Origin of the sequence: Pseudaminobacter soli (ex Zhang et al. 2022), from assembly GCF_014595955.1 — a bacterium.
Classification (GTDB): Bacteria; Pseudomonadota; Alphaproteobacteria; order Rhizobiales; family Rhizobiaceae; genus Kumtagia; species Kumtagia pseudosoli.
The window spans coordinates 129,684-146,525 of the sequence record NZ_JABVCF010000004.1 but is presented as its reverse complement, the minus strand read 5'-3'; the positions used below and the strand labels follow the sequence as shown (position 1 = coordinate 146,525).

Annotated in this window: 24 protein-coding genes, 17 tRNA genes and 1 other RNA gene; 31 read left to right on the top strand and 11 right to left on the bottom strand. The window is 59.2% G+C overall.

The annotated features are described in order from the left end of the window. Positions 1-14: 14 nt before the first annotated feature. The 8 genes from HUI96_RS09120 to HUI96_RS09085 all read left to right on the top strand — a co-directional run bounded on the left by HUI96_RS09120 (position 15) and on the right by HUI96_RS09085 (position 1,923). A tRNA-Leu gene (locus tag HUI96_RS09120) sits at positions 15-96 on the top strand. 5 nt (positions 97-101) lie between these two features. Beyond that, a tRNA-OTHER gene (locus HUI96_RS09115) sits at positions 102-173 on the top strand. A gap of 91 nt (positions 174-264) precedes the next feature. Continuing rightward, positions 265-340 (top strand) — tRNA-Asp (locus HUI96_RS09110). Between the two features lie 5 nt (positions 341-345). Beyond that, positions 346-425, top strand: a tRNA-OTHER gene (locus HUI96_RS09105). A 557-nt stretch (positions 426-982) separates the two neighbouring features. Further along, positions 983-1,057 (top strand) — tRNA-Arg (locus tag HUI96_RS09100). Positions 1,058-1,503: 446 nt separating this feature from the next. Further along, positions 1,504-1,581: transfer RNA gene (locus tag HUI96_RS09095), tRNA-Arg, on the top strand. 187 nt (positions 1,582-1,768) lie between these two features. Further along, a tRNA-Gly gene (locus tag HUI96_RS09090) sits at positions 1,769-1,843 on the top strand. A gap of 3 nt (positions 1,844-1,846) precedes the next feature. Then, positions 1,847-1,923: transfer RNA gene (locus tag HUI96_RS09085), tRNA-Arg, on the top strand. A 320-nt stretch (positions 1,924-2,243) separates the two neighbouring features. On the opposite strand, the gene HUI96_RS09080 is transcribed toward HUI96_RS09085, so the two are convergent. Continuing rightward, positions 2,244-2,426 (bottom strand): Flp family type IVb pilin, encoded by a 183-nt coding sequence (locus HUI96_RS09080; RefSeq protein ID WP_188254334.1) that lies wholly within the window; start codon positions 2,424-2,426, stop codon positions 2,244-2,246. A gap of 85 nt (positions 2,427-2,511) precedes the next feature. Between HUI96_RS09080 and HUI96_RS09075 the strand changes: the two genes are divergently transcribed. The 12 genes from HUI96_RS09075 (at position 2,512) to HUI96_RS09020 (ending at position 6,138) form a co-directional block, all read left to right on the top strand. Next, positions 2,512-2,585: transfer RNA gene (locus tag HUI96_RS09075), tRNA-Thr, on the top strand. Positions 2,586-2,591: 6 nt separating this feature from the next. Next, positions 2,592-2,679, top strand: a tRNA-Lys gene (locus tag HUI96_RS09070). A 173-nt stretch (positions 2,680-2,852) separates the two neighbouring features. Beyond that, a tRNA-Lys gene (locus HUI96_RS09065) sits at positions 2,853-2,940 on the top strand. Between the two features lie 9 nt (positions 2,941-2,949). After that, a tRNA-Asn gene (locus HUI96_RS09060) sits at positions 2,950-3,035 on the top strand. 91 nt (positions 3,036-3,126) lie between these two features. Next, positions 3,127-3,199, top strand: a tRNA-Gln gene (locus HUI96_RS09055). A 10-nt stretch (positions 3,200-3,209) separates the two neighbouring features. Beyond that, positions 3,210-3,283 (top strand) — tRNA-Gln (locus tag HUI96_RS09050). Between the two features lie 72 nt (positions 3,284-3,355). Then, positions 3,356-3,739, top strand: coding sequence for a hypothetical protein (locus HUI96_RS09045; RefSeq protein WP_188254333.1), 384 nt, complete (start codon positions 3,356-3,358; stop codon positions 3,737-3,739). Continuing rightward, positions 3,739-4,215, top strand: a complete 477-nt coding sequence (locus HUI96_RS09040) for a hypothetical protein (RefSeq protein WP_188254332.1) — start codon at positions 3,739-3,741, stop codon at positions 4,213-4,215. Before HUI96_RS09045 ends, HUI96_RS09040 begins: the two co-directional genes overlap by 1 nt. After that, positions 4,216-4,290: transfer RNA gene (locus HUI96_RS09035), tRNA-Met, on the top strand. 355 nt (positions 4,291-4,645) lie between these two features. Continuing rightward, positions 4,646-4,730, top strand: a tRNA-Tyr gene (locus HUI96_RS09030). A gap of 339 nt (positions 4,731-5,069) precedes the next feature. Next, positions 5,070-5,387 carry a hypothetical protein gene (locus tag HUI96_RS09025; RefSeq protein ID WP_188254331.1) on the top strand — a complete coding sequence of 106 codons (318 nt, stop codon included), beginning with the start codon at positions 5,070-5,072 and terminating at the stop codon, positions 5,385-5,387. 283 nt (positions 5,388-5,670) lie between these two features. Continuing rightward, positions 5,671-6,138, top strand: coding sequence for a hypothetical protein (locus tag HUI96_RS09020; protein ID WP_188254330.1), 468 nt, complete (start codon positions 5,671-5,673; stop codon positions 6,136-6,138). Here the strand turns inward: HUI96_RS09020 and HUI96_RS09015 are convergent. Together HUI96_RS09015 and HUI96_RS09010 are read right to left on the bottom strand one after the other, a co-directional pair. After that, positions 6,131-6,355: a glutaredoxin domain-containing protein gene (locus HUI96_RS09015; RefSeq protein WP_188254329.1), complete on the bottom strand. Its 225-nt coding sequence runs from the start codon at positions 6,353-6,355 to the stop codon at positions 6,131-6,133. The two genes, HUI96_RS09020 and HUI96_RS09015, sit on opposite strands and share 8 nt — an antisense overlap. 14 nt (positions 6,356-6,369) lie before the next feature. Beyond that, positions 6,370-6,444: transfer RNA gene (locus HUI96_RS09010), tRNA-Cys, on the bottom strand. 110 nt (positions 6,445-6,554) lie between these two features. On the opposite strand from HUI96_RS09010, the gene HUI96_RS09005 reads away from it, so the two are divergent. From HUI96_RS09005 to HUI96_RS08975, 7 genes are all read left to right on the top strand, one after another. Next, a complete protein-coding gene (locus HUI96_RS09005) occupies positions 6,555-7,094 on the top strand; it encodes an HD domain-containing protein (RefSeq protein WP_188254328.1) in 540 nt (179 codons plus the stop codon). Positions 7,095-7,182: 88 nt separating this feature from the next. Continuing rightward, positions 7,183-8,196 (top strand): bifunctional nicotinamide-nucleotide adenylyltransferase/Nudix hydroxylase, encoded by a 1,014-nt coding sequence (locus HUI96_RS09000; protein ID WP_188254327.1) that lies wholly within the window; start codon positions 7,183-7,185, stop codon positions 8,194-8,196. A 2-nt stretch (positions 8,197-8,198) separates the two neighbouring features. Then, entirely contained in the window at positions 8,199-9,617 is a 1,419-nt protein-coding gene (locus tag HUI96_RS08995; RefSeq protein WP_188254326.1) for a nicotinate phosphoribosyltransferase, read from the top strand. Between the two features lie 270 nt (positions 9,618-9,887). Further along, complete coding sequence (locus HUI96_RS08990) at positions 9,888-10,298, top strand: hypothetical protein (protein WP_188254325.1); 411 nt, start codon at positions 9,888-9,890, stop codon at positions 10,296-10,298. Between the two features lie 104 nt (positions 10,299-10,402). Continuing rightward, positions 10,403-10,993: a hypothetical protein gene (locus HUI96_RS08985; protein WP_188254324.1), complete on the top strand. Its 591-nt coding sequence runs from the start codon at positions 10,403-10,405 to the stop codon at positions 10,991-10,993. After that, the gene (locus tag HUI96_RS08980; RefSeq protein ID WP_188254323.1) at positions 10,977-11,462 is read left to right on the top strand and encodes a hypothetical protein; all 486 of its coding nucleotides are present in this window, start codon (positions 10,977-10,979) and stop codon (positions 11,460-11,462) included. Before HUI96_RS08985 ends, HUI96_RS08980 begins: the two co-directional genes overlap by 17 nt. Then, positions 11,446-11,718 carry a hypothetical protein gene (locus HUI96_RS08975; protein WP_188254322.1) on the top strand — a complete coding sequence of 91 codons (273 nt, stop codon included), beginning with the start codon at positions 11,446-11,448 and terminating at the stop codon, positions 11,716-11,718. Before HUI96_RS08980 ends, HUI96_RS08975 begins: the two co-directional genes overlap by 17 nt. Here HUI96_RS08975 and HUI96_RS08970 read toward each other — a convergent pair whose 3' ends face one another. The 8 genes from HUI96_RS08970 to HUI96_RS08935 form a co-directional block, all read right to left on the bottom strand. Continuing rightward, positions 11,719-11,925 carry a hypothetical protein gene (locus HUI96_RS08970; protein ID WP_188254321.1) on the bottom strand — a complete coding sequence of 69 codons (207 nt, stop codon included), beginning with the start codon at positions 11,923-11,925 and terminating at the stop codon, positions 11,719-11,721. A 34-nt stretch (positions 11,926-11,959) separates the two neighbouring features. Then, the gene (locus HUI96_RS08965) at positions 11,960-12,202 is read right to left on the bottom strand and encodes a hypothetical protein (RefSeq protein WP_188254320.1); all 243 of its coding nucleotides are present in this window, start codon (positions 12,200-12,202) and stop codon (positions 11,960-11,962) included. Continuing rightward, complete coding sequence (locus tag HUI96_RS08960) at positions 12,202-12,369, bottom strand: hypothetical protein (RefSeq protein ID WP_188254319.1); 168 nt, start codon at positions 12,367-12,369, stop codon at positions 12,202-12,204. Before HUI96_RS08960 ends, HUI96_RS08965 begins: the two co-directional genes overlap by 1 nt. A 48-nt stretch (positions 12,370-12,417) precedes the next feature. After that, on the bottom strand, positions 12,418-12,879 hold the full coding sequence (locus HUI96_RS08955; RefSeq protein WP_188254318.1) for an NUDIX domain-containing protein: 462 nt from the start codon (positions 12,877-12,879) through the stop codon (positions 12,418-12,420). A 1-nt stretch (position 12,880) separates the two neighbouring features. Beyond that, positions 12,881-13,042, bottom strand: a complete 162-nt coding sequence (locus tag HUI96_RS08950; RefSeq protein ID WP_188254317.1) for a hypothetical protein — start codon at positions 13,040-13,042, stop codon at positions 12,881-12,883. Continuing rightward, positions 13,035-13,445, bottom strand: a complete 411-nt coding sequence (locus HUI96_RS08945) for a hypothetical protein (RefSeq protein ID WP_188254316.1) — start codon at positions 13,443-13,445, stop codon at positions 13,035-13,037. The genes HUI96_RS08950 and HUI96_RS08945 overlap by 8 nt, the downstream gene beginning before the upstream one ends. Further along, positions 13,445-13,621 carry a hypothetical protein gene (locus tag HUI96_RS08940; RefSeq protein WP_188254315.1) on the bottom strand — a complete coding sequence of 59 codons (177 nt, stop codon included), beginning with the start codon at positions 13,619-13,621 and terminating at the stop codon, positions 13,445-13,447. The genes HUI96_RS08945 and HUI96_RS08940 overlap by 1 nt, the downstream gene beginning before the upstream one ends. A gap of 185 nt (positions 13,622-13,806) precedes the next feature. After that, positions 13,807-15,000, bottom strand: a complete 1,194-nt coding sequence (locus tag HUI96_RS08935; protein ID WP_237684043.1) for an RtcB family protein — start codon at positions 14,998-15,000, stop codon at positions 13,807-13,809. A 153-nt stretch (positions 15,001-15,153) separates the two neighbouring features. Between HUI96_RS08935 and HUI96_RS08930 the strand changes: the two genes are divergently transcribed. From HUI96_RS08930 to HUI96_RS08915, 4 genes are all read left to right on the top strand, one after another. Beyond that, on the top strand, positions 15,154-15,888 hold the full coding sequence (locus HUI96_RS08930; RefSeq protein ID WP_188254313.1) for a hypothetical protein: 735 nt from the start codon (positions 15,154-15,156) through the stop codon (positions 15,886-15,888). Beyond that, positions 15,888-16,187, top strand: coding sequence for a hypothetical protein (locus HUI96_RS08925; protein WP_188254312.1), 300 nt, complete (start codon positions 15,888-15,890; stop codon positions 16,185-16,187). Before HUI96_RS08930 ends, HUI96_RS08925 begins: the two co-directional genes overlap by 1 nt. 30 nt (positions 16,188-16,217) lie before the next feature. Beyond that, positions 16,218-16,529: a transfer-messenger RNA gene (ssrA, locus tag HUI96_RS08920) on the top strand. A 92-nt stretch (positions 16,530-16,621) separates the two neighbouring features. Beyond that, positions 16,622-16,819, top strand: coding sequence for a hypothetical protein (locus HUI96_RS08915; RefSeq protein WP_188254311.1), 198 nt, complete (start codon positions 16,622-16,624; stop codon positions 16,817-16,819). The last annotated feature ends 23 nt before the right edge of the window (positions 16,820-16,842 follow it).

Below are 16,842 nucleotides of genomic sequence, written 5' to 3'. Positions count from 1 at the left end.
CGCCAAACAAACATGCGCCTATGGTGGAAAGGTAGACACGCGGGACTGAGATGCCCGTGCTTCGGCGTGCAGGTTCAAGTCCTGCTAGGCGTACCAGACATGCGGGCTTGCTCTCGGTGAGTTAAGAGGCTTCCAATCTCCCAAGGCCGGTTCGATCCCGGCAGTCCGCTCCAAACACTATGCTGGGATGACGGTAGAGGTAACCGGCCGGGTTGTGTCCCCGGAATCGCCCGTTCGAGCCGGGCTCCCAGTTCCATTTTCAATGGGCCATTTCCCGTCGTGGTGAAGGGCTCCGACTGTCGATCGGAGAAGGAGGGTTCGACTCCCTTATGGCTCGCCATTTATGCGCACGTAACCCCCTCGGCTACGAACCGAGAGTAAGGTAATGGAGGAAGATGCAGGTTCGACCCCTGCCGTGCGCTCCAGTATGTCGAAAAAATCTTAACACGATTGCAAATTAATGCTTGACGGGCGGCGCAGTCGTGAAGTAGTTAGAGGACAACAAGGCGACGGCGATCGGCGACGAGAACCGGAGCAGAGTTTGGCGGCATGGCGTCGTCAGGGTAAGCCGGGCAACCGGCCCAAAGGAGGGTTTCCCATAAACCTCCACGCGGGTAACCGCGTCCAGCCATGCAAGCCCAGTCACGGGGACACCCGGCTTACCGGAAGGTGGGCTAGGCCCGAAGATCAGGCAGGGTCCGACCCGCAAGGTTGGATAAGAGGGTAGCCGATGGTGGCCCTCAAGCGCTCGCAAAGCGCGCCCGGCACGCAAACTGATCGATGGCCGATGATGAAGGGTAGTCAGAAGGTTCGAGGCTTAGCGGCCGAGGGCGTCTGGCAATGTGGCAAGGTCTCGGGCTGAAATGACCCGTGATCTCGAAGCATGATCGAGTAGCGTTAGCAGCGCGAAAGGTAGCAGCAGGCGTGTTGTATTCTGGGTCCCAAAAGGGCTTGGAGCAACTGGGGCAGCACGTCTCGGTGGGTTGCGAGTAGCGCAGTTGGTAGCGCAATGGCCCTCTAAGCCATCGGTCGCCGGTTCAAATCCGGCCTCACGATAACAAAACGCAAAGCCTGTCCCGGTTGCGTGTGAAAGATGCCTAATGCCCAGCCCTGCGGGGAACTGGGTCACCTGAAGGTCGCAAGCTGGAGGGTGTCGGTGAGGAAGAGATCGTAGCGGTGTAGCAGCCGCGAAGAGCCCGCAAGGCTCACGGTCGACGAGACGCCGAATAGCACGCAGCGACGCGCGAAACGCCACGCGCTAAAAAAGGCGGCATTGACGAATACGTCGAGACATAGCAATATGCTCGGCGTGGACATCCCGAGAACCACGCTCGCAAGGCGTCGGATAATGCGGGAAGGTCGTCATCGAAAGCGGTAGTCTCACGCTTTCGGCACCTAGATCGCCTTTGGCGGGAGGTCGGCAGCTTCGGCAAGTCTTGCGACTCCGTTGTGTTGACACTCCATCTAACGATGGCCTGCTGGCCTCCCTCCAAAAGCGATCTCCTCTCCGTAGCTCAGTGGACCTAGAGCAGGGAGCTTCTACCTCCCGTGTCGGGAGTTCGAATCTCTCCGGGGAGGCCATAGGCACGCAAGGGCGAAGGTCTCGTCAACCTTCAGAGCCTTGCCTAGCGACAGGTGACCCCTGTCGAGAGTTTCCAAGGATTGAGCCTTCGGGCTCTCCGAGCAGGGGGAGAGGGACCGGCCCCAAACCGGATCATCACCCGCTCAGGGGACAGGAGTGATGACCTGAGCCCCACCCCGCGAAATTGCAGGTATAGCTCAGTTGGTAGAGCACTAGGTTGCCAGCCTAGAGGCGCGAGTTCGACCCTCGCTACCCGCTCCAATTCCTTCCGTAGCTCAGCGGACAAGAGCGCCGGCCTCCGAAGCTGGAGGGCGCTGGTTCGATCCCAGCCGGAAGGTCCAGTTTCGGCAGTAGCTCAGAACGCGACGAGCAGCGGATGGTCTGGCGTGGAATAACGTGACCTTCCGGACATAGCGACCCGCCCTTAGACAAGGCGTGGCTGCAAAACCTCGGTGCTGTCTAGCCGGGGAGATGACGCGGGGACACTCGCCCGCCTGCCGGATCATTTTTCAGAGTTTGGGGACGCATGTTCTAAGGGTTAGCGAGCCCGCCTTGCAAGCAGGCTGTTGTGAGTTCGATTCTCACCGTCTCCACCAAAAAAAAAAAACCGCCCCGGAGGGCGGTCAGTTGCTTGTCGTTGCTGTAACGCGGACAAGGAACTCTATTCTCCCTCCGGCGTACCCGCCAACTGGTCACTGATTGCCTGAAACTTGGCGTTCAGGTTCTCGCCGAGTGCGCCAGCGCCGACGACGATCGCCAGCGCGATCAAAGCAGCGATCAGGCCGTATTCGATTGCAGTTGCTCCAGACTCATCGCTCTGGAAGCGCTTCAGCAGTTTCATCATGTCTGTTGCCTCGTGGTGTTGTGATCAGCACAGCGGTTGTAGCAAGGACAAGTTGCGGCTCGATTAATCGAGACAGTTAAATTTTGCCGATATATGTCAGTGGTAGACGCCGTCCGTGGTAAGGACGGAGCCGTGGTTCAATTCCACGTGTCGGCTCCAGCTAATGTACCCGTGGCCGAGTTGGTCGATGGCGTCGGACTCTTAATCCGCCTGCGAAAGCACACCGCTGGTTCGAATCCAGCCGGGTACTCCATTATTTATTATGCCTCGAAAGCTTTGCGAGTGAAGCAGGCCGTTCGTACCGGTCAGAAGCGGGTGCAGTTCCCGACCGAGGCTCCAGACAATGCCCTGAAAGCTTTGAGAGTGAAGCAGCCGCCTTGTAAGCGGTAGAAGCGGGTGCGGTCCCCGAGCAGGGCTCCAGATCGTGAACCGGTATCCAAGTTGGTCGAAGGGCGCGGACTTTTAATCCGATGGCGAAAGCCCACCGTGGGTTCGATCCCCACCCGGTTCTCCAGTGTTATGATTGCGAGTGGCAGAGTGGTAATGTTCCCGGCTGTTAACCGGTGGACCCCGAAGGGGGCGGAGGTTCGATCCCTCCCTCGCGAGCCAATTTTTATGCCTTGGTAGCTCAGATGGTTAGAGCGCCGGATTGAAACCCCGGAGGTCGGAAGCTCGAAACTTCCCCTTGGCACCAGTTTATTCGGCAGTCGCTAATGGTAAGCACGCTGACTCTGAATCAGCCGATGTACGTTCGACCCGTACCTGCCGAGCCACCCTCACTCCTGCCCTGTCGTCTAAAGGTAGGACGCGCGCCTTTGAAGCGATGAGTCCACGTTCGAGTCGTGGCAGGGCATCCAGTTTTTCTTGACACTGCCGTAAAGAACCCCTAAACGGAATCCCGCAAGCCTAACCACAAGGGAGTTCCGGGCATGGACAGAAACGACTTCGAGAAGCTGGTCGAAATCAGCAAGCTCAACGACGAGGACGCGGCGCTCGCAGCAGCGAACAATCTCCTCGGCACCGACCTCACCGACGTGACCAAGGCGGCTGCGGCCGTCAATTCGATCCTCGGAAAGGGGGATGTCGGCGGGAAGATCGGCAATGGCGACACCGAGTCGTCGATCGCCACTTTCGGAGATGTTTCGGCCTCGGCCAATACCTACCCGGTCGCGATCGTTCGCCTGATCGTCAAGGCGGTGCAGGTCCAGTCGCTCGACAAGTTCTTCGACGACAACAAGAAGAAGGGCAAGAAGTCCACCGAGACCGGTCTGGGCGCTGCGCCTTCCCGTTCGCTCGGCGCGGCGCGCTACTGATGACTGTCCTCGTCTATCGTGACGGTGTCCTTGCGTCGGATTCTCAGTTGATCCGACGCAACTGGAACGTGCTCGGCCACGCCGAGAAGATCGCTCGCGTCGATGTCGATGGTGAAGCCTACCTCGTCGGTGGGACCGGCGAAGCGCCCTACGTCGCCAAGTTCATCCGCTGGTGCCGCTCGGACAACTTCCCCAAGTTCCTCCAGAATCTGGAGTACAGCAGTCCTCGGATCGAGCCGACTGGGAAGGACGACAACTGCACCGGCTTCGTGATCAAGCCGGACGGCGTCTGCATCCGCTTCGAGGGGGACGATCCACCTTACGAGGTCGAGAGCGAATGGCACGTCTTCGGCTCCGGCGACATGATCGCCGTGGGTGCTCTGGAGATGGGCGCGACGGCCGAGCGCGCCGTCGAGGTCTGCATCAAGCACGACATTCTGTCGGACGGCCCCATTCAGGTGGTCCGACGCGATTAACCCAGTGGAGCACGGCGGTAGTGCTTTCCCCTCATAAGGGAGAGGTCGCAGGTTCGAATCCTGCCGCTGGGACCAGTATGGAGAGTGAACGGGATAGGTTCCCGGCCCGCTTGGAAGGCGAAGCGCACCGCAAGGTGTGGGATTCGAGTTCTCCGCTCTCCGCCAAGATGCCCTGCCGAAGCGGTCCTGTTGGCTCGATAGGATGGCGCGAGTAAGAGGGCTAGGAGACAGGCCGGCGCGCCCGTAATCGAGCGCGAGCGATACTGGCCTGCTCTCCGTCTCCTCCATTTCATTTCTGGAAGGTGAACCGGCTCGGGCCGGCTCCGTTTGCTAAACGGATGAGACCCGCACGGGTTAGTGGATCAGGGCCACCGCCTTCCGCCATTTATACGCGATTCCGGATAAACTCGCTTTATACGCGATCGCGCATCCGAGGGCTGGGCACGAGTGAGCCTAACCGCCTGTAAAGCGGCCGTCTTAGACTGTGGGAGTGCAAATTCTCTCCCCTCGGACCAGTTATGGAGAGTGAACCGGACAGGCGCGCCGGCACCGTCTCGAAAACGGTTGGGACCTCGGGAGAGGTCTGCGGATCAAGACCAGCCGCTCTCCTCCAGATCGTCATCATTCCTGCGATGTTAGTCTCTGCACTCAACCCCTAACCATCAAGGCCCGTCTCCCACCGGGCCTTTTTCGTGTTTGCAGTAGTATTCAAAGTTAGTCTGCACTCAACCTAGTCTTGTCTCGCAAGTATTCTTACAAAGAACAAAGTTGTTGCAATATCAACCAGATATGCTATGATATAGATGCTGCCAATGAGGCGGAATGTTCTTTGAAAACCTTATAGGAGTGTCAACATGAGTGAGCAACAGCCGCTCAACCACTTTATCGTGGTCGGAGGAAATTCGTGGGGCAAGGCCGAGGATGTCGACAAGGCATTCTGGAACTGGTTCAAGCATGAGCGCCCGAAGGGTGACACGACCCTCCGCGTCAGGCAGGTCAACAAGGATGCTTACGTCGATGGGCTCGGCACCCTCTACGCCCAGCCCAACAGCGTCGCGCTCCCGGACGTGCAGGTGACCAAGGCCTTCATCAAGAAGTACGAGGACGTGATGCTCGATCTCGAAGAGCTTCTAATCCCGGTCAATGACGCTGTCGATTTCGACAAAATGTGATGAGTACAGAGCCCCGGCCGATAGCGGTCGGGGCTTTTTCATGCGTACACGTATGAGTCGCTTGCCCGCCTTCAGAAAGCACCCTAGATGGTGCACCCACCCGGCTTAAAAGCCGACGAATTATGCGACATAATGACTTATGATTTCGTCCGTTAATTTCCAGCCTCCTTAACGCACGAGTTATACCCATGATGCCATATTTCAGATAAGGTCTGACCTTGGGTGAGGTAATCGTCTGCGGAGAACCGCAGCAACAACAAACCAAGGGGACAGGGAGTCGTTAATGGACATCGATGCGATGTGCGCCCAGATCGACCGCGAGATCGAAGCATTAAAAATCAGAATAAACAAATTGGAGGATGTCAGAAACACGATCGAATCTCTCCGAGAGCCGATCGAGGCCGGGGCCTACCACTCCTTCAAGAAAGCCGACCAGCAACGACAAACGGAATCGCACGCCGCTCCCAAGACTCGAAAATCGAATGGCCCGGTAAACCCACCATCTACGAAGCGCGCCGCAAAGGATTTCATGTCGGCCGTTATCGAGAAAAAACCGCCGATAAAGCAGCAAATCACAACCATATTAATTGGTCAGGAACGTCCGATGACGAGCGCCGAGATCATCGCAGCGCTCGGTGATGGTATCCGCAAGCAGACGGTATGGGCCGCTCTGTCCGAGATGGCCAAGAGGGGAATACTGGTCAAGGACAAGGAAGGCGACGCCTACCACGTCAAGGAGTCGGCTAAGTAGCGTACCATGCCGCAAGATCGTCGGAGCCGCCAATGCGCACCGTTTCGAGGAAGACCTGCGGAACGGTCCCGTAGCGTTTCTTGAACGCGCCCCGCGCCTCCTCAGTGAATGTCGAAAGATTGATCTCGGAGAAGGTATCACCCATCTCCCGAATCAGCGCCTTCGCGCGGTCACAGTATTTGCAGTCGTCTTGAGTGATGATCTTGAAATGCCGCATTTGCTCAGGGGAGTTGGAGACGTGAGCCGGAATTGAACCGGCGTGACCGGGGTTGCAATCCGGCGCGTAAGCCACTCCGCCACCACGTCGTTAACCATAAGAGTGAAAAGATACGCTTGACAGTCGCGCAGTCTTGGACAGATACTCTGGACAGTCCGGGAGGTCAAGGATTACCTCTGACCGGCTCAAGGAGACCTGTATGAAAAACCGAACTGTCGCCGATACGGCGCGTGCGCTCGCGGTCGAGCATCACCGCAACCAGACCTACGGCAATCTTCCCTACACGCACCACCTGACGGCCGTCGCCGGGATGGTGGCACTGTTCACGACCGATCAGGAGACCATCGCGGCGGCGTGGCTGCACGACATCGTCGAGGATACCGATGTCGAGAGCGAGGACATCCGCTACGCCTACGGCAACGAGATTGCGCGGATCGTCGACCTCGTGACCGATCCCGAGGGATTGTCCCGGAGCGAAGCCAAGGCCATCTCACTGCCGCGCGCTGCGTCCGATCCACGGGCGTCGCTGGTCAAGCTCGCCGATCGCTACTGCCACCACCAGCATGACCTTCTGACGCGCGATCCGATCTGGGCCGGCAAGCACATCGACGAGTTCGATTTCTTCATGATGACCTTCTTCCAAGGTGGTCGCGAACAGATGCCGCTCTACCGCATGATCGCCGACCAGCGGATGCCGTTGCAGCGGCTTGCCGAACTCAGTCCTGTTCTGGCGATGTAAACTAATTCTTGACAAACGACTCCGATCGGAGTAGTAAGAGCATGGTCACGCGGTGGGCGTGACCTCTTCAACATCATGAGGGTGTCTCATGCGCACTGGCGTCTTTATAGGGCGTTTCCAGCCCTTTCACTGCGGCCATCTCCAGATCGTCCGCGAATCTCTTTCCCAACTCGACAAACTTCTGATCCTCGTCGGCTCGGCCGGCGCGGCGCGGTCGACGCGCAACCCGTGGCTGTTCCATGAACGGGTGCAGATGATCAGCCGCACCCTGTCCGACGAGGAGATCGGCCGGGTCGAGTTCCTGCCGATCTGCGACTATCCCAGCGATGAGCGCTGGATCGCTGAGGTCCGCAACAGCGTGAACGAAAACGCCTATGGCGACGACATCGTTCTGGTCGGCTACTCGAAGGATCAGTCGAGTTTCTATCTGAAGCTCTTCCCGGACTGGGGCTCGCTCGACATCCAGTCGACGCGCAGAACGCTCGACGCGACCACGATTCGTAACGCCTATTTCTCCTTCCTCAAGAAGATCGACGCGACGGCCATGCCTGCTGAAGTCGGGCAATATCTGAACGACTGGGTAAGTTCCGACTTCTATTGGAATCTCCACTACGAGCACGAGTCGATCTCGCGCTACCGGCGCTCGTGGGAGGCGGCACCCTTCCCGCCGACCTTCATCACGGTCGACGCCGTCGTCGTCCAGTCCGGCCACATCCTCCTGATCCGGCGCGGAGACTATCCCGGCAAGGGTCTGCTCGCACTGCCGGGCGGCTTCATCGACCAGTACGAGCGCATCCGTACAGCGGCCGTGCGTGAACTGCGCGAGGAGACGGAGATCGCGGACGGGCGCGGACGCATCCCTCCCGGCCGGCTAGACACGTACATCACCGAGAGCAAGGTCTTCGACAATCCCTATCGGTCAACTCGCGGTCGGACGGTAACGCACGCCTTCCTGTTCCGTCTGCCGGACGCCAAGCCGTTGTGGCGGGTGAACGGCGCGGACGACGCCGAGAGTGCCAACTGGCACCCGGTCGACTCACTGGAGCGCGGTGAGTTCTTCGAAGATCACTTCAGCATCATTCAGGACATGTTGGGACTGTAATCATGAAGATCAATCCGATTCTGAATACCGACAGCTACAAGACTTCGCACTTCCTCCAGTACCCGCCTGAGACGGCCTTCGTGAACTCTTACATCGAGGCGCGGCCGGTGGAGGGCTACGACGAGGTCGTCTTCTTCGGCCTCCAGATGTTCATCAAGGAATATCTGCTGTGGGGTCCGCAGGTCACCGCCAATGTGATCGATGAGGCTGAGGCCTTCTGCGAGGCGCACGGCGTACCGTTCAATCGCACCGGCTGGGAGATCATCGCTCACGAATACGACGGATATCTACCACTAGAGATCAAGGCGCTTTCCGAGGGCACGGTGGTGCCAACCGGGACTCCGATGGTGCAGGTTGTCAACACCGATCCGCGCCTGCCGTGGCTGACCAGCTACGTCGAGACGGCGCTGCTGCGCGCGGTCTGGTATCCGTCGACCGTGGCCACCAACTCGCGCGAGATCAAGAAGGTGATCGTCGACGCGCTGATGCGGTCGTCCGATGATCCTGCCGGGCAGGCCCCGTTCAAGCTCCATGATTTCGGCGCGCGTGGTACGGGTGCAAATGAGCAGGCCGGCATCGGCGGCGCGGCGCATCTGGTGAACTTCAAGGGCACTGACACCATGATGGGTGCGTACTTCGCCCAGCGCTACTACCATGCTGGCATGGCTGGCTTCTCGATCCCGGCCGCCGAGCACAGCACGATCACGTCGTGGGGTGCGGATCGCGAGAACGACGCCTATCGCAACATGCTGGAGAAGTTCCCGCGTGGACTCGTCGCCGTCGTCTCCGACAGCTACGACTACTGGAACGCACTCCAGAAGATTTGGAGTCGTGACCTGAGTGCTCTCGTGAATGCGCGCGAGGGGACGTTGGTGATCCGCCCGGACAGCGGCGATCCGCTTGATCTGGTCTTGTCGTCGCTGGAGATGCTTGCCGACGAATGGGGCTTCACCACCAACTCGAAGGGCTACAAGGTCCTGCACCCGAAGGTCCGCCTCATTCAGGGCGACGGCATCGATCGCGAGAGCCTGACCGAGATCGTCGACGCCATGATCGGAAACGGCTGGTCGCTCGACAACGTCGCCTTCGGCATGGGTGCCGGCCTGCTTCAGCACGTCAACCGCGACACGCTGCGCTTCGCCATGAAGGCCTCGGCGATCGGTCGCACGGATGGCTCGTGGTACAGCGTCCAGAAGAAGCCGAAGACCGACCCGTCGAAGGCGTCAAAGGCCGGCGTGCAGCATGTCATCCGGATGCCCGGCACCGAAGGCATCGTAACCATCCCCACGGAAGGACCATACACCGTCCCCGGCGATCTCCTCCAGACGGTCTACCGGATGGATGATCGTAGCACCGTGCCGATGATCAAGCACTGGAACTTCGCCGAGGTTCGAGAGCGGGCACAGTACAGGGGGCTTTGATGGTTCAGATTGTCGGTCGGGACGAGTCGCAGGTGTTCGAATGCACCTGCCGCTCGTGCGCCTCCCGGCTCCGTTACACCCGGTCGGAAGTCCAGACCCTCAGCTACACCGACTACGGTGGCGGTAGAGACACCGTCTGGTATATCGTCTGCCCCGGCTGCGGAAAACAGGTTCAGGGCGTCCAGCATTAACCTTGCCTGAACTGTCCAGATTGACTTGACGGGTGGTGTCTAGTAAATCTATCAACGTCAACACGACGGAGATAGATTCATGGGCACCGCCCTTGTTCGTTTTGTGCCTCGGATCGGCGATATCATCCAACTGCGCGAGGATCATCCTAGAGCGGTGGAGGATGCCAAGTGGCGACAGCGACCCTACACGTGGCGCGTCACGGGCTACATGAAGGCACATGTGCGAAAGCCGTCGAAACTGACTGGATTCGAGGCCATCATCGCAGACATCCTCGAAGAGTCGTGCCGCGAGTTCGATACAGGCAAGGGTAAGACGCGCCTTGCATGGTGCGACGAGACCCAAGCTGAGTACGTCTGTGGCTCCGGCGTGGCCGGATGCTGTTACCCGATCGAGGACGTGGTAGTCGTCGGCCGGGTCAAGTGGAAACAGTCGATGATTGACGAAGCCGCAATCAGGTCGCGGCGTAATTGGGGAGAGGTTTTGTTCTGATGAGACCAGTTGAAGAGCCGAAGACCGTAGCGGCCGTGGGACCCGGCAGAGACAGAGAGACTGTCACCACACATCCTGCCTTCGGGCAGGTTGGTGTCAGTCGTATGACCGGAGGGCGTGCCAGCCTCTATGGCTCTGACTTCCAACACAATGCCACCATCCGTCTCAGGATCGCGCGCAGCGAGCTTCACCGCAGCCTCTATCACGATCGACCACATGCTCGTGGACAGTTGATCGAGATCGATATGTCCGAGGCGCAGTGGGCGACGCTGATCTCGTCGCCTAACGTCGGCGACGGAACTCAGTGCACGATCCGTTACATCGGTGGAGAGATCATCCCTGCGCTTCCTGATCCGGAAGCTCGGACGAAGCAGTCTGCCGAGGAGTTCAAGGAAGCCTCGAAGCGGACGGTCGGACGCATCAAGACGGTGCAGGAGAGGATCGACAGCATGAACCTGCCGAAGGGTAAGACGGCTGAGATCAAGGACGCTCTTGATATGGTCATTCAGGACCTCACCGCCAACTATCCTTTCCTCGCAAAATCCTTCGCCGAGTACACGGAAGAGGTCGTCGAGAAGGCCAAACAGGAAATACACGGCTACATGCAGAACGTGATCAATCGCGCCGGCATCACCGCTCTCCAGTCCGGCCCGCTGCCGCTCCAGATCGAAGCGTCCAATGACGACGACGGATAAGGTGTTGGAGAGATACCGGCGCGCGCTGATAGCCGAGGCGCGCGCCGCTCTAACTGAGATCATCGAGCGCTGGGGTCCTCTCCAACGCATTGTCATTGCCGGGACCGGTGGACGGAATTTCCTTAACTTGAAGTTCCTCGATCTCTCGATGCAGCCGATCAAGTCCATCCTCAACCCGAGCTTCATCACCCACGGGAACGCTACAGGTGCCGACAAGCTGCTCGGCTTCTGGGCTCGATCGAACTCAGTCGGCGAGCGTGCACTGCCGATCACCAAGGCCGACTGGGAGCGCTTCAGGAAGGCCGCAGGGCCTCGCCGCAACCAAGCCATACTGGACAGCCAGCCGCGCCCACATGCCGTCGTGGCCATGCCCGGAGGCTCCGGGACGGCCGACATGGTCTGCCGGTCGCGCCAGCAGGGTTTTCCGGTCATTGATACCGAGGAGATTTGGAATGGCTGTCTGGATTGAAATACACTGCGACACGCCGGCTGAGGATGTGCCGGACAGTATTTGGCGCAAGGCTCCGCCCTATGGGATGATGTCGTGCGCCACGCAAGACGCGGAAAACTCAGGTCTCCTGTTCAGGACTGGGCAGCGGCCGGACTGGATGATGAAGCGATCGGCCGAGGAAGCGAGAGCGCGTGGCTACAAGAGAACGCGCAAGTACGGATGGCAGTGCCCGTTCTGTGTCAAGCACCGCACCAAGTTCACGACGACGGAATGATCAGTGCTTCGGCTGCTGCTGATAGAGGGCGACGACCTCAGCGGCCGTCGTCTCCTCGGTGATCGTGATCATGGGACAGTCGCAGGTCTGCTCGGCATAGTGCGGGCAGTCGCCTACGTGCTGCGCGCAACACAGGAATACGTCACCGGGCTTTGCCTCGGCGAGGACTTGGTTGATTGCGCGCTCAAGCTTCTGAATCTCTGTCATGTCAAAGAGATAGCATGACAGAGGCTCATTGTCGTCAGTTTTGTGTCTTGGGAAACGGGTTCGTGCCGGTAAGGTAAACTGGCGGCTGGTTGCTGCTCATGACGAAGCACCAGACGATGCCCGTGCGCAGGACCTCCTCGATCTCCTCAGGCGAAAGTTGCCACGCCGAGATCACCTGTGATCCGTCCATATAGCAGGGGAGGGGCTTGACGCCGGCACTCCCCTTTGGTGCGCCGAGGATGTCCGTCTGACCGGCAAACGCGACCGGCTGGGCCATCAGAAGAGACCCACCCAGACGCCGAGGCCGTGCAGCCAGCCGATCGGAGGGACAAACGTCCCAAGGAAGAGGAGGGCGATCCTGTCGTCGACGATCGAGACGTAGAAGTGCGTCAGCCACGACGCGAGCATGGTGAGCCAGAAGGCGAGGGCGAAGAAGGCGTTCATGAGTACACTCCCATTTACGTTCTCGGTTAGATATTCTGGACGTATCTGTCAAGTTTTACTGAAAAGGTGGCTCAGGTCCAGCGATTGTCGGAGGAATCTCAGGCACGTATTGTAAATCTGGGTGTGCGCTGGAAAGGCAAGCTCGAACGGCTCCCGGCCGGCCATGATCTCCAGCGTCTCGACCTGCTCGTAGTTGGCATGCTGGTCGAACGGGATCGGATAAGCCACGCCGAAAATTAGGTTGTGGCCGGACGGAACCGTCATGACTGCAAAAGGCCTGCTCGCGATCTCGACCTCGTGCCCGGTCTCCTCGCGAACTTCGCGCGCGGCTGCCTCCTGCCACGTCTCGCCAAACTCCTGATAGCCGCCCGGTAGCGCCAACTTACCGTGCCAATCGTCCTTGAGACCGCGCTTCACCAGCAATATGCCGCTGAACCTGTTGTCAGTGGTCAACGGCACGACGGTGACGCAGACCGTTGGAATGTTCTTGTATTGAGGCTCTGCACTCATCCTATTCATCCACCATTTCCCCGCATTGACGGCATTCCATCACGCCATCGTCGTTGCGGAACCAGTTGCTCTCATTGTGACAGGGGCAGGCGGTGCGCAGGATATGTCGCATCTCCTGCTCACGCAGCACCGCGTCGAACAGGTCGTCGGCCGCGCTACCCATGGCACGCCGGCCTTTCGAACCAGTCCACAAAGAAGTAGGTCCACTGACCTACCTCATCGTCTTCCTTCGACCTGTCCTCGATCGAGGGAAAGAGATTGGTAAGGGGTGCTTCAGCCCATTCACCCCTATCGTCGAGAAGGCGTCCGTACCGCTGCGGAATGTCGTTGTTGATGACGACCCGCTCCCGCAATTGACTATCGTCGAGCTTCAACGCCGGCATGGTGGTCCAGCCAAAACCAAGGGCGACCTTCTTACCGGCAAGGCGTCTAAGACCAGCCGCCACCCGGATCAGGTGCTCACAGACCCGGTCATATTCGACTGATGAGATCGCGACGAAGGCCTGTGGACGCCGAGGTTCCGGAACGTTCTTAGGCGGGTTGGCCCACGGAGAAGGATCAGACATTAGTCCCTCCATGTTTCAAAGGCGTACCAGTCTCCGGCGATCGACTGCTCGAAGCGATAGCCGGGAATCGGTGCTGGCGTGACCACTGGAAGCTGGAGCGCACGCCTTCGCGACGTGTCGAGATAGGCGGCGACTTCGCGCCGCCCAGTCGGGAACTCAACGACAACAGATTCCATTACCGTCAACATCCCTCGTAGAATGAAATCCGAGCCCTGCCGTGCAGATAGACGTAGCGCTCGGATGTTTTGGATAGGGCTTCCAGAGCCCATTCACGGTACGGTTCGACGTACTTTGGGTCTGTCGAACCGTACCAGATGCCTTTCTTGCTCCACTCAAGGAGCAGCCGGTCGCCCATCTGCACTCAACCCTTGACGTTCACGAGCGTCCGCAGCCGGTGCACGACCTCGACGAGATCGGACTGGGCGGCGAGCACCGCGCCGAGGTCCTTGTAGGCTGCCGGGCTCTCGTCGATCACGTCGGCATCCTTTCTGCACTCAACCCCCTCGGTCGCCTTGATGTGGTCTTCGAGGCTGATCGCCTTGAAGGCCTGACCACGGCTCATGCGCCGGCCGGCACCATGCGAGCACGAGCAGAAGGAATCGTGATTCCCCTTGCCGCGCACGATGTAGGAGCCGGTTGCCATGGAGCCGGGGATGATCCCGAGATCACCTTCGCGCGCCCGGACAGCGCCCTTGCGCGTGACGATCACGTTCTCGCCGAAATGATGCTCGCGAGAGATGTAGTTGTGATGGCAGTTGATCGCCTCTTGGGTTACAGCGAACGGCGGCAGCACCTTCCGCAGGGCCATAATGGTCTGGTGCATCATCTGCTTGCGGTTCTCCCACGCGAAGTCCTGAGCCCAGCTAACCGCCTCGACATAGTCTTGGAAAAGCTCGGTGTGTTCGACCAGATAGGCGCAGTCCGCATTCGGCAGGTACTCGGTGACGTGGTAGCGCTCCATCTCCTTCTTCGCCTGCTCAATGAAGTAGGAGCCGATCTTGTTGCCGATGCCACGCGAGCCGGAATGCAGCATGACCCAGAGGTCCTGATTCTCGTCACCGCAAAGCTCGATGAAGTGGTTGCCGGTGCCGAGCGTGCCGAGATGGTTGAGGCCGTTGTAGCTCTTGGCCTTCGGGTGCTTGGCGATGATCTGTTCGTAACGATCGAAGAGACCATTCCAGCGGTTGAGTGCAGAGGTCGGAGCGTTATCCCACGCGCCGCGATCACCCTTCTCACCGTTGTTGGTGCGACCGTGCGGCGTCGCGCGCTCCATCTCGGCGCGGATGTGGCCAAGCGAGTCGGGCAGATCGCTCTCCTTCAGGGAGATGCGCCACGCCATCATTCCGCAGCCGAGGTCGACTCCGACCGCTGCCGGGATCACTGCGCCCTTGGTGGCGATGACCGAACCGACCGTCGCTCCGATGCCGACATGTGCATCTGGCATAGCGGCCACATGCTTGTGGATGAATGGCAGGCTGGCGATGTTTCTAAGTTGGGCATAGGTGCCCTCGTCGAACTCGACGCCCCTGTTCCACGCCTTGATATGGGACCTCATCTTGCCCTCTTGGGCGATAAACTCGAAATCGGACATGTTGCCCCACTTATCCCTTGTTAAAACGCGACAGAGTCTATTGATTGTCGCGATCGCAGTCCGTATAGATTTCCTTGCCGATTGTGTCAATCAAAACTCTACGGGGAGGCAAAAAACATGTTGGACGATCTCGTCCGTGCCATCTTCACGATGCACGACAAATTCGAGCGGGTTTCCGCCCTGCACGATATTCATGAGGAGCTTACCGATGAGGCGTTCTGGTCCCTGTTCCGCAGGGTCTGGCGTGAATCGGAATCTCTCTTCCTGCATGGAGTTGAGATCAGGAACATGCTGACTCTGGCGCGCATCCAGTCGCCGGCCCGGTTCATGGCGATGAGTGCCGAGGAGCTTGACTTCATCAAGCGGGCGGCGCGGCGCGATGCCCCTCTGAAGGTCTATCGCGGAGGCTCTGCACTCAACCACACAGGCTTCTCGTGGACGACCAAGCGTGCCCGCGCCGAGCAGTTCGCCAACCTCTCCGGCTCCCACCAACCCACGGTGACGGTCGGACGCCTACCGGTGCCGAATGTCCTGCTGTTCCTGTCGGACGAAAATGAAGTCATTGCTTTCCCGGAAATGGTCGAGGTCGATCGGATCGACGATCACCATCCTCCCTCGGAGGCGGACATCAAGCTCAGGCGATTCCAGATCGTCGCTCAGGCCAAGGGTCCTCACGCGCTTGAGAACCTGACGCCGGCCGAATACTTCCACAAGCGGATCAAGGACGGAGCCATCACGAAGGAGGCTATCGTCACCCACCTGCGGAAATCCGAGGAGTTTCTTGAGCCGTTGGGTTTCACGACGCGCCTCGCCACGATTCGCGAGACCTTGGCAGGACTGGAGGACGGCTGATGGCCTTCGGCGCGCGACAGCATGACGACAAGTCGTGGCGGCTCTGCCATCGCAAGGGCCGCACGATTCTCTTCTGGAAGGATGCGGAGTTCCCCGGCGTCGAGATCGTCTTCGCTTCGCAGGCGAAGGCGAAGGCCTGCGCCGACTCCCTCAATGAGCGTTGGAAGGAGTACGAGCAGGTGGAGTTCGGGAAGCGGAAGCCAAAAACTGATCCGCAGGACCTCATCAACTTCATCTTCGCGGCGATCGTGGAGCATGGAGGCCTGACCACACAGGCGCAGAAAATTTTGACCGGCTAGGCAAGAAACACTTGACAGCACCTCGGTCTTCGGAGTATGTACGTCGCATGGTCGTAATCCGGGAAACTGGATTGCATGCAGGACGCGGGGGCGGAACCCGCCGCCTCCACCATAACCACACTGGCCCGCGTTTGGGGTTAGATATCACGCCTGTGGGCGTCACTGGCAACGGCCGCGCCTTCCACAAGACGGCAGCGCTCAGTGTGGTTATGATGGGGGCGAAATAGGATCGACTGCTGTGAGCAAGGGGACACGCGACCCGGTGAGGTACACCGTTATCGTCCGAACCTAGAAACTGTCGCAAACGACAATTTCCCTGTGGCCAACCGCCTCGCGGCGTAACCCACTGGGCATCCCCGGCCTGTAAACAGAACAGGGGAAGAAAGCCCGGCTCCAGCCGGGCTTTTTCTTTTCAACATCAGCACGGAGTCTTTATGCAGGAAGCAATCCTTCAGTTCTTCGCCTACGAGCATCTTCCGGCGCACTTGCAGGACATCTCTCGCCCGTTCGGCGAGATGGCCAAGAGCATCGTCGACACGCTGCCGCGCAACCCCGAGCGCACCGTGGCACTCCGAAAACTCCTCGAAGCCAAGGACGCGGCGGTCCGCGCTTTTCTCTTCAAGAGCGAATGAATCAAAAAGGCCCGGCATTGACC

Bases quoted from the DNA above. Each gene is read 5' to 3' on its own strand.
- HUI96_RS08995 (WP_188254326.1), top strand. From the start codon at position 8,199: ATGAAGATCAATCCGATTCTGAATACCGACAGCTACAAGACTTCGCAC.
- HUI96_RS08930 (WP_188254313.1), top strand. From the start codon at position 15,154: ATGTTGGACGATCTCGTCCGTGCCATCTTCACGATGCACGACAAATTC.
- HUI96_RS08940 (WP_188254315.1), bottom strand. From the start codon at position 13,621: ATGGAATCTGTTGTCGTTGAGTTCCCGACTGGGCGGCGCGAAGTCGCC.
- HUI96_RS09045 (WP_188254333.1), top strand. From the start codon at position 3,356: ATGGACAGAAACGACTTCGAGAAGCTGGTCGAAATCAGCAAGCTCAAC.
- HUI96_RS09080 (WP_188254334.1), bottom strand. From the start codon at position 2,426: ATGATGAAACTGCTGAAGCGCTTCCAGAGCGATGAGTCTGGAGCAACT.
- HUI96_RS09040 (WP_188254332.1), top strand. From the start codon at position 3,739: ATGACTGTCCTCGTCTATCGTGACGGTGTCCTTGCGTCGGATTCTCAG.
- HUI96_RS08935 (WP_237684043.1), bottom strand. From the start codon at position 15,000: ATGAGGTCCCATATCAAGGCGTGGAACAGGGGCGTCGAGTTCGACGAG.
- HUI96_RS08990 (WP_188254325.1), top strand. From the start codon at position 9,888: ATGGGCACCGCCCTTGTTCGTTTTGTGCCTCGGATCGGCGATATCATC.
- HUI96_RS09020 (WP_188254330.1), top strand. From the start codon at position 5,671: ATGGACATCGATGCGATGTGCGCCCAGATCGACCGCGAGATCGAAGCA.
- HUI96_RS09025 (WP_188254331.1), top strand. From the start codon at position 5,070: ATGAGTGAGCAACAGCCGCTCAACCACTTTATCGTGGTCGGAGGAAAT.
- HUI96_RS09015 (WP_188254329.1), bottom strand. From the start codon at position 6,355: ATGCGGCATTTCAAGATCATCACTCAAGACGACTGCAAATACTGTGAC.
- HUI96_RS08965 (WP_188254320.1), bottom strand. From the start codon at position 12,202: ATGGCCCAGCCGGTCGCGTTTGCCGGTCAGACGGACATCCTCGGCGCA.
- HUI96_RS08975 (WP_188254322.1), top strand. From the start codon at position 11,446: ATGGCTGTCTGGATTGAAATACACTGCGACACGCCGGCTGAGGATGTG.
- HUI96_RS08915 (WP_188254311.1), top strand. From the start codon at position 16,622: ATGCAGGAAGCAATCCTTCAGTTCTTCGCCTACGAGCATCTTCCGGCG.
- HUI96_RS08925 (WP_188254312.1), top strand. From the start codon at position 15,888: ATGGCCTTCGGCGCGCGACAGCATGACGACAAGTCGTGGCGGCTCTGC.
- HUI96_RS08945 (WP_188254316.1), bottom strand. From the start codon at position 13,445: ATGTCTGATCCTTCTCCGTGGGCCAACCCGCCTAAGAACGTTCCGGAA.
- HUI96_RS08985 (WP_188254324.1), top strand. From the start codon at position 10,403: ATGACCGGAGGGCGTGCCAGCCTCTATGGCTCTGACTTCCAACACAAT.
- HUI96_RS09005 (WP_188254328.1), top strand. From the start codon at position 6,555: ATGAAAAACCGAACTGTCGCCGATACGGCGCGTGCGCTCGCGGTCGAG.
- HUI96_RS08950 (WP_188254317.1), bottom strand. From the start codon at position 13,042: ATGGGTAGCGCGGCCGACGACCTGTTCGACGCGGTGCTGCGTGAGCAG.
- HUI96_RS08960 (WP_188254319.1), bottom strand. From the start codon at position 12,369: ATGAACGCCTTCTTCGCCCTCGCCTTCTGGCTCACCATGCTCGCGTCG.
- HUI96_RS08970 (WP_188254321.1), bottom strand. From the start codon at position 11,925: ATGACAGAGATTCAGAAGCTTGAGCGCGCAATCAACCAAGTCCTCGCC.
- HUI96_RS09000 (WP_188254327.1), top strand. From the start codon at position 7,183: ATGCGCACTGGCGTCTTTATAGGGCGTTTCCAGCCCTTTCACTGCGGC.
- HUI96_RS08955 (WP_188254318.1), bottom strand. From the start codon at position 12,879: ATGAGTGCAGAGCCTCAATACAAGAACATTCCAACGGTCTGCGTCACC.
- HUI96_RS08980 (WP_188254323.1), top strand. From the start codon at position 10,977: ATGACGACGACGGATAAGGTGTTGGAGAGATACCGGCGCGCGCTGATA.